This is a genomic window from uncultured Campylobacter sp., assembly GCF_938031315.1.
Taxonomy (GTDB): domain Bacteria; phylum Campylobacterota; class Campylobacteria; order Campylobacterales; family Campylobacteraceae; genus Campylobacter_B.
This window is the reverse complement of sequence record NZ_CALHHT010000409.1, coordinates 1-1761: the sequence shown is the minus strand read 5'-3', so window position 1 is coordinate 1761 and position 1761 is coordinate 1. Positions and strand designations below refer to the sequence as shown.

General features: G+C 47.7%; 2 protein-coding genes. Both read right to left on the bottom strand.

Annotation, left to right across the window (positions count from 1 at the left end):
* On the bottom strand, positions 1-588 hold a 588-nt coding region (locus Q0236_RS10210; protein WP_297917436.1), incomplete at its 3' end, for a WG repeat-containing protein.
* A gap of 15 nt (positions 589-603) precedes the next feature.
* Complete coding sequence (locus Q0236_RS10205; protein ID WP_297917433.1) at positions 604-1092, bottom strand: HIT domain-containing protein; 489 nt, start codon at positions 1090-1092, stop codon at positions 604-606.
* Positions 1093-1761 lie beyond the last annotated feature (669 nt).

The window sequence follows — 1761 nt, the reverse complement described above, 5'->3', positions numbered from 1 at the left end:
CCATTTGCCGTCTTTTTTGACTTTAACATATCCTTTATAATATATGACTTGATCGTATATGCCAGACAGGGTATCGGCTAAAAACCATATTTTGTCATAAATACAAGAAATAACTTCTTTGCCGGTTTTATCTATATAGCCATATTTACCGTCTTTTTTGACCCAAGCTAAGCCTTCGCGGAAGTCCCAAGCGTCATCATACATACAAGGGATGACTTCTTTACCGGTTTTGTCTATATAGCCATATTTACCGTCTTTTTCGACTCGAGCTAAGCCTTCGCAAAAGTCCTGAGCACTATCATAAATACAAGGAGCGATCTCTTTGCCGGTTTTGTCTATATAGCCACATTTAAAGTATTTTTCGACTCGAGCTAAGCCTTCGCGAAAGTATTCGACTTCATTATAAATACAAGGAGCGATCTCTTTGCCGGTTTTGTCTATATAGCCATATTTACCGTCTTTTCCGACATAGGCTAAGCCTTCGCGAAAGTCTTTGATTTCATCATAAATACAAGGAGCGATCTCTTTGTCGGTTTGATTTATAATGCCTTTTTTCCCGTTCTTTTCTACCGCTGTAAATAAAATCATCTCAATCCTCCAAATTTAAATTTTAATCTCCGCGTAAGCAGCTTTTAGCTTCTCAAAAAGCGGGGCGAACGAAACGCCGTTTACGCGGACGTTTGCGATCGTCGTGATGAAATTCGTATCGCGCTGCCACCGCGGCACGAGATGATAGTGCACGTGCTCGGCTATGCCCGCACCCGCGGCGGCGCCGAGGTTCATGCCGATATTTACGCCGTTTGCGCCCAGAGTGCGCTTTAATATCCCCACTCCGGCGCGCACGTAGCGGCTCATCTCCGCCCACGCATCATCGCTAAGGCACTCGATATTATCGACGTGCTCGTAGGGTATGACCATAAATGCGCCCGGGCTGTAGGGGTAGAGGTTCATCACCCCAAAGCAGTGCTGCGCGCGAAAAAGCACGCCATTGCGATCGTCAAACGCCGCATCCGCCGCCGCGTCGCAAAAGGGACAGCCGCTTCTTTTTTCGGTAAAATACTCGCTTCGCCAAGGGGCGCAAAGATAATCCATCTCTTTCCTTTCCGAAATTCCAAAATTCTATGGAATTTTAAAATTTGCGTTTCGCAAAATTCTATGAAATTTGGAATTTAAAACTTCTAAATTTCATAGAATTTTATTTACGCGACTTGCGCTTGCTCGAACGGCGCAAAGTTATGCGCGCTCTTTACGAATCTCGTGCTACGCAAGGCGCTTCGGTGCGACATACGCTTTGCAAATCAAAGCGCACGGCGGGCGATATTAAATCCGCGAGCAGTTTGCGTGCGCATTATAACAAAACTTTGACGCACTCACAGGCACGGTACGCGATGCCAAACCTACGCCGCAATCACCGTCGCGACACGCGATAAAATTTAACGCGGCGCGGGCACGGCGCAGTCGTAATACAGCCAAGGCTTAATCATGTCGTATCGCAGGGTATCGCAGCCCTGCTAAGCCCCTACGCCGTCCGCTTTTGTGGTAGCTCGCTTTACGCAGTTATCGTACGCGCAAGCTCCTCTGGGCGGCTTAGATCGCGAGCTGCGATTAAATTTACGGCGCCGTATATAATCGCCAATACTGGGCTTGAGAGCGCGCGCTAGACATACAAGGCATTACGATAGACGCGCAATTCTCGGCGCTCAATGCTACAAGCGCAACCCCGCGCGCGCGAAGCTTCGCAAACGCAAGGCTAAATTTAAA

Bases quoted from the DNA above. Each gene is read 5' to 3' on its own strand.
- Q0236_RS10205 (WP_297917433.1), bottom strand. From the start codon at position 1,092: ATGGATTATCTTTGCGCCCCTTGGCGAAGCGAGTATTTTACCGAAAAA.